This is a genomic window from Stenotrophomonas sp. STEN008, from assembly GCF_056760435.1.
This window is the reverse complement of sequence record NZ_JBRRET010000005.1, coordinates 156,609-162,955: the sequence shown is the minus strand read 5'-3', so window position 1 is coordinate 162,955 and position 6,347 is coordinate 156,609. Positions and strand designations below refer to the sequence as shown.

Annotated in this window: 6 protein-coding genes; all 6 read right to left on the bottom strand. The window is 68.4% G+C overall.

The annotated features are described in order from the left end of the window. Positions 1–1,383 (bottom strand): MCP four helix bundle domain-containing protein (locus ACVOME_RS04545; RefSeq protein WP_481504782.1); only part of this gene is annotated, 1,383 nt, incomplete at its 3' end. 345 nt (positions 1,384–1,728) lie between these two features. After that, positions 1,729–3,738 (bottom strand): chemotaxis protein CheA, encoded by a 2,010-nt coding sequence (locus ACVOME_RS04540; protein WP_053520424.1) that lies wholly within the window; start codon positions 3,736–3,738, stop codon positions 1,729–1,731. Between the two features lie 44 nt (positions 3,739–3,782). Further along, the gene (locus ACVOME_RS04535) at positions 3,783–4,148 is read right to left on the bottom strand and encodes a response regulator (protein WP_005409521.1); all 366 of its coding nucleotides are present in this window, start codon (positions 4,146–4,148) and stop codon (positions 3,783–3,785) included. Beyond that, the gene (locus tag ACVOME_RS04530) at positions 4,145–4,453 is read right to left on the bottom strand and encodes an STAS domain-containing protein (RefSeq protein WP_053520056.1); all 309 of its coding nucleotides are present in this window, start codon (positions 4,451–4,453) and stop codon (positions 4,145–4,147) included. Before ACVOME_RS04530 ends, ACVOME_RS04535 begins: the two co-directional genes overlap by 4 nt. A gap of 117 nt (positions 4,454–4,570) precedes the next feature. Continuing rightward, positions 4,571–5,566 carry a chemotaxis protein CheW gene (locus ACVOME_RS04525; protein WP_053520057.1) on the bottom strand — a complete coding sequence of 332 codons (996 nt, stop codon included), beginning with the start codon at positions 5,564–5,566 and terminating at the stop codon, positions 4,571–4,573. Next, the gene (locus ACVOME_RS04520) at positions 5,563–6,345 is read right to left on the bottom strand and encodes a ParA family protein (RefSeq protein WP_111186097.1); all 783 of its coding nucleotides are present in this window, start codon (positions 6,343–6,345) and stop codon (positions 5,563–5,565) included. Before ACVOME_RS04520 ends, ACVOME_RS04525 begins: the two co-directional genes overlap by 4 nt. Positions 6,346–6,347: the final 2 nt, after the last annotated feature.

The following is a 6,347-nucleotide window of genomic DNA, read 5'->3' as shown; positions in this document are numbered from 1 at the left end:
TTCGCCGGCGGCCAGGGTGATGCTGGAGGCGCTGGCCTGGATCTGGCCAACGATGCGGGTCAGCTGGGTGACGGTGGCATTGGCATCGTCACGCATCCGTGCGAACACGCCGTTGAACTGCCCGTCCATGCGCGCGGTGAGGTCCCCGGCAGCGATCGACTGCAGCAGCTGCGAGAGCTGGCCGAGATTGCTGTCGGCGACTTCCATCATGGTGTTCAGGTGATCGATCATCACCTTGAAATCATGCTGGAAGCGCTGTGCGTCGCCGCGCTGGCTGAAGTCGCCCGCGGCGGCTGCGGCCGCGAGCTGCTGGATCTGCGTATTGATCGCCAGCAGGCTGGACTTGGCCGCATCCATCGACTCATGCAGGATGGCGCGGCTGCCGGGCAGGCGGCGCGCGTCCGGTGCGAGATTGCCGACGGCATACTGGTTGAGTACGTCGATCGCATCGCGGATCGCGTCCAGGTGCTCGAAAATGACCGTATTGATGCCGCTGGCGAGCTGGCCGTAGACACCCGGGAAGTCTTCCGGGATGCGATGGCTGATATCCGGTCCGGCATGCATCTGCGCCATCAGCTGCGTCTGCTCGGAGAAACGGCGCAGCATTGCGGTCATTTCCGCGGTGGCGGACAGCATCTGGCCGGCCTCGTCGTTGCTGGTGGCGCGGGTGCTGACGCTCAGGTCACCGCGGGCGACTGCCTGGATGGCCTGCACGGCCTTGCCGAGCGGACCGGTCACGGCCCGCGAGATGACCGTGGCCAGCGCGGCGGCCAGCAACGACAGCAGTACGATGCAGCCGATGATGGCGATCATGCTGGCGCGATGGGTGGCGTTGGCATCGGCGATCCGCGCGTCCATCAGGCCGGCGATGTGGGCACCCAGTGCCTTCAGGGCGTCGAACAGTTCACGCCGTGCCGGGCGCGACTGCTCGTCGGAAATCTGCTGCGCCATGATGCCGTCGCCGGCGGCCACTGCGTCACGCATGGCCTTGTTGGCGGCGAAGTAGCGATCCACCTGCGCCGAGGCGGCGCGATACAGTTCGCGTTCCTTGTCCTGGGCCGGCAAGGCGGCATAGGCCGCCAGTTCATCGCGTACGGCTTTGGCGGTGGCGTCCATGCGCTTGTTGTAGTCGGCCACCTTGTCCGGTTGGTCCAGCATGGTCAGCTGGGCCAGCTCGTAGGTACGGAATTCACCAAGCTGCGAGCGGGCTTCGCCCAGATGCTGCACCGACGGAATATCGTTGCTGGCCATCGCCCCCAGCTGGTCGTTGGCCTGGCTCAGGCGCAACAGTGCGAACGCACCCAGCAGCAGGGTCATCAGGGTGGTGAGGGTGAACCCCACGGCCAGCTTGCGGGCGATGGGCAGATCGTGGAACCACTTCATGCAGGTGCTCCAGGTGGGCAGAGTGGCGGGCGTGCGTGCCGGCCGGGGAGTGCAGCGTGAATCGGAGCCGATGCGAGTCCGGTCACGACTGTCACTGCGAGATAGCGGCGCACGGCCGGCGGACTTTATGGATGGGCGTCACATCCGGATGCGTAGGGACGGCGGCGCGGACGCGTTGCAGGGGCCGTGTTCCGGCCTGCACGCGGGTGGTTTCCTGCGGCGCCGTGGGCCGACGGAGTTCACGAAATGGAGCGGGAGGCGCACACTCGCCTTGCTACCGGGCTGCACACAAACGAAAGCCGCCGCCCGTGTGGGGCGGCGGCCCTGGATCACCTGCGCTCGGACTCAGGCGGCCTGCGGCACGCGCAGCGAGCGCACCAGCCCACCGATGTCGACGATCAGTGCAACGCGGCCATCGCCGAGGATGGTGGCGCCGGACACGCCGCCGATACGCCGGTAGTTGTTCTCGATGTTCTTGACCACGACCTGCTGCTGACCGACCAGTTCGTCCACTTCCAGTGCGATCTTCTGCCCGTCGCCTTCCACCACCACCACCAGCGACTCGCTGCCGGGCATGCGGGCGCCGTACCCGTAGTACTCGCTGAGGGACAGGATCGGCAGGTACTCGCCACGCACGCGCAGCACGCGCCCTTCGCCGGCCATGCTGCGGATGTCCTCCGGCTGCGGCTGCAGGGCTTCCAGCACATAGGCCAGCGGCAGGATCAACGTCTCGCCCGCCACCGCCACGGTCATGCCGTCGAGGATGGCCAGGGTCAGCGGCAGCCGGATCAGGGTACGCGTTCCAGTGCCCAGGCTGCTTTCGATCTGTACTTCACCGCCCAGCGCCTGGATGTTGCGACGGACGACGTCCATGCCCACGCCGCGCCCGGAGAGATCGGTGACGGCGTCGGCGGTGGAGAAGCCCGGCTGGAAGATCAGGTCCCAGACCTGCGAGTCGGTGGGATTGTCGGGGACGCTCAGGCCGCGTTCGGCCGCCTTGGCGAGGATCCTGGCGCGATCCAGGCCGCGTCCGTCGTCGCTGACTTCGATGACGATGTGGCCTCCCTGGTGCGACGCCGCCAGGGTGATGGTGCCGGTCTCGTCCTTGCCTGCGCCCTTGCGCACGTCCGGCATTTCCAGCCCGTGGTCGATGGAGTTGCGGACCAGGTGGACGAGCGGATCGGCGATCTTCTCGATCAGGCCCTTGTCCAGTTCGGTGCCTTCACCGATGGTGCGCAGGCGGACCTGCTTGCCGAGGCGGGTGGAGAGGTCGCGGACCAGGCGCGGGAAGCGGCGGAACACGGCGTCGACCGGCAGCATGCGCACGCCGATGACGGCTTCCTGCAGGTCGCGGGTGTTGCGTTCGAGCTGATCCAGGCCGGCGAACAGGCTCTCGGCAAGCACCGGATCCAGCGCATGCGAGACCTGCTTGAGCATGGCCTGGGTGATGACCAGTTCACCGACCAGATTGATCAGCGCGTCCACCTTGTCGACACTGACGCGGATCGAGGTTTCCGCGTCCTGGCTGGTGCCAGGGGTGCCACTGGCGGCAGGGGCGGCGGCAACGGGGGGTACTGCAGCAACGGGCGTGGAAGGGGCGTTGGCTGTTGTATCGGGGGCGCGGGTGGCCAGGCTTGGCGGCGCGGCCGGACGGATGTCCAGTTCGCAGTCGTCCAGCACCCACGCAAAGGTGTCTTCGATCTTGCTGCGCGGCACCTTGCCGACCAGGCCGAGGTCCCACGCAAGATGGGCTTCGAGAGGGTCAAGCTGGGCGAAGCCGGGCAGGCGTTCGAGCCGCGCAGCGACCTGCAGCGAGCCGAGATGTTCCAGTTCGCGGATGATGCGCAGCGGATCATTGCCACTCATGAACAGTGAGGGCGCGGGGGTGAAGCCGATCTGCCAGGCTTCGGGCGTATCGTCCACCGGTGCTGCGGCGGCAGCCGCGGCCGGGGCGCTGGCTGCCGGCTGGCCGGACAGCACTGCCTCCAGCCGCGCCTTCACCGCGGCGACGGCCGCCGGATCGGCCGCCTGGCCGTGCTCGGCCTCGCGCAGCAGGGCGCGCAGCACATCCACGGACGACAGCATCGCATCGACCGCGTGGCCTTCCAGCGCGCGCTTGCCGGCGCGCAGCTCGTCCAGCAGCGTTTCCAGTACGTGGGTGAGCGCGGCGATGGCATCGAAGCCGAACGTACCGGCACCGCCCTTGATGGAGTGGGCGGCGCGGAACACCGAGTTGATGATCTCCGCGTCCTGCTGCCCCGACTCCAGGGCCAGCAGGCCGGCCTCCATCGCGTCGAGGCCTTCGCGGCTCTCTTCGAAGAAGGTGGCGTGGAAGCGTTGCAGGTCCATGCTCATGCAGTGGTGATCCGGAAGCGAAGAAGGGGAACGGTGCGGGGCGATCAGCCCAGCACTTTCTGCACGGTAGCGACCAGCTGTTCCGGGTTGAACGGCTTGACCAGCCAGCCGGTGGCGCCGGCGGCCTTGCCTTCGGACTTCTTGTCGGCGGCGGACTCGGTGGTCAGCATCAGCAGCGGCGTGAACTTGTAGTCCGGCAGCTGGCGCAGCTCGCGGATCAGCGCAATGCCGTCCATGTTCGGCATGTTGACGTCGGTGACCACCGCGTTGAAGCGCTGTCCCTTCGCGCGGCCGAGCGCGACCGCGCCGTCTTCAGCTTCTTCGACGGCAAAACCGGCCGAGGTGAGGGCGAAGGACACCATCTGGCGCATCGACGCCGAATCGTCCACCACCAAGATACGTGCGCTCATGCAGCGTTCTCCACAGATTTCAGGTTGTCATGGGGTACGTCCAGGCCCAGGGCCTGGGTGACGCCCAGCAGGCGCGCGGCGTCACGGAAGGTTGCAGTGCAACCGTGGAAGCCGGTGTCCAGGCCCGCCTCGCGGCGTGCCTGCACGAATGCACACAGCACCTGCACGGCGGCGGTGTGGACGCGGCCGACCTGGCTTGCATCCAGGGTCAGCTCGCCAACCTGCGCTACCAGCGGGGCGAGGCGGTTCTTGAGCTCGGTGCTGGTCTCGATGCCGAGATCCTCACCCAGTTCGACAGTGCTCATCGTTGCTCCGGACAAACGGTTCCGTCATCCATATCGGCACCCGCCAGGGGTTCTTTAGGGGGCGGTGAGGCCCTGCGTGCCCGTTCCGACGGGCCCGGGCAACGCGTGGACCCCGCCTCAGTTGAGCAGGCGGGTGGCGTCGAGCAGGATCATCGGCCGTTGGCTGACGCGGGCCACACCACGGAAGAGGTCGTTGGAGATCTGGCAGATGCGGGCGGTATCCGGTGGCTCGATCTGCGAATCAGTGAGATTGGCGACGTCTTCCACGGCCGAGACGCGCAGGCCGATGGTCTCGCCGTCCTCCTCCAGCACCACGATGCGGGTCTGTGCGTCGTCCTCGGCCGCCGCTGCGCCCAGGTGCAGCCCAAGGTCCATCACGGGCACCACCTGGCCGCGCAGGTTCATGATCCCCAGCATCGCCGGCGCAGTGCCGCGCAGCGGCAGCAGGGGTACCGGCAGTACCACCTCCTGCACTTTCAGCAGTTCCAGTGCATAGGCCTGGCTGCCACAGCGCATCCGCAGCCAGCGCGAGGTGCGCTCGTTCGCGCGGCGGTGCTGCGGATGCGGGCTGTTGGCGGGTCGATGGGCCTGCGCCTGCAGTTCCTGCCAGCTGGCAGGGCGGCTGGCGGCGGGTGCTTCGAGGGCGACACGCGGCGGCGCGGCCACTACCGGCGGCGCAGCGGCGGGTGCCGGGGGCACGATCCGCGCGGGCGCCACCGGATCCACCCCTTCGCCGCTGGCGGCGGCCTCGAAGGCAGCCTGCAGCGCGGGGCTGTCGGTGTGGGCCAGCAACGGGCTTTCCGCGCCGTCGGTCTCGTAGATCACCTCATCGGGCAGATCGTCCCAGGTCGGCTGGCGTTCGGCAGATGCCGGTGCAGAGGACTGGCTGGCGGCCTCGAAGGCGGCCGCCAGAGCGGCGTCATCCACGGGCACCACGTCGCTGCTGCCGGTTTCGTAGATGACCTCTGCCGGCAGGTCGTCCCAGGTCGGCTCGCGTTCGGCGATCGCCGCCGGAAGCGCCGTGTTGCCTGCATCGGGGCTGGCCGCCACCGGGGCGATCGCTTCGCCCAGCAGCTCGTCCAGATAGTCGTCCAGCACGCCGGTGGTGTTCATGCGGCTTGCTCCAGCGCGCGCGCATCCTCGCCAAGGATCCAGTTCAGCGCGCGACGGTAGGCCGCGAGCCCGCGGCCGGGATAGTCCTCGCCGACGCTCGGCAGGGTCAGGCCGGCCGCGTTGCTGACCCGCGTGTCGATCGGAATCGCATCCTCCCAGACGCGTGCGCCGTGACGGTCCTGCATGCTGCGCAGTGATTCGTTGCCGGTGCGGGTGCGGCGGTCGAACAGGGTGGGCAGGATCGAGATCGGCAGCGGGCGCCGGCGCGAGCGCTCGACCATTTCACCGGTGCGCACCATGCCGTCCAGCCCGTGCAGTGCCAGCGGCTCGGCCTGCGTCGGAATGATCAGGCGGTCCGCTGCCGCGAGCGCATTGATCATCAGCAGGCCGAGTGTGGGCGCGCAGTCGAGCAGGATGTAGTCGTGCTGGCCCTGGTGCCGTGCCAGCGCGTTCTGCAGCGCCAGGCCAAGGCCCGGCTGGTTGGCGCTGCGGCGCTCCAGCGTGGCCAGTGCCGGCTGTGCGCAGACGTAGTCCAGGCCGCTGACGCTGCTGGTGTGGCAAAGGCTGGACAGCTCGGCCGGAGGTGCGCTGAACAGCTCAAGTACGCCGGTCGGTGGCGGGTCCACCGGCACGCCGAAGGCGCGGCTGAGCGAGGCGTGGGGATCAAGATCGATCAGCAGCACGCGATGGCCCTGCGTGGCCAGGTTGCGACCGAGGGCCAGGGTGGTCGTCGTCTTGCCGACTCCGCCCTTCTGGTTGGCGACTGCCCAGATGCGCATGG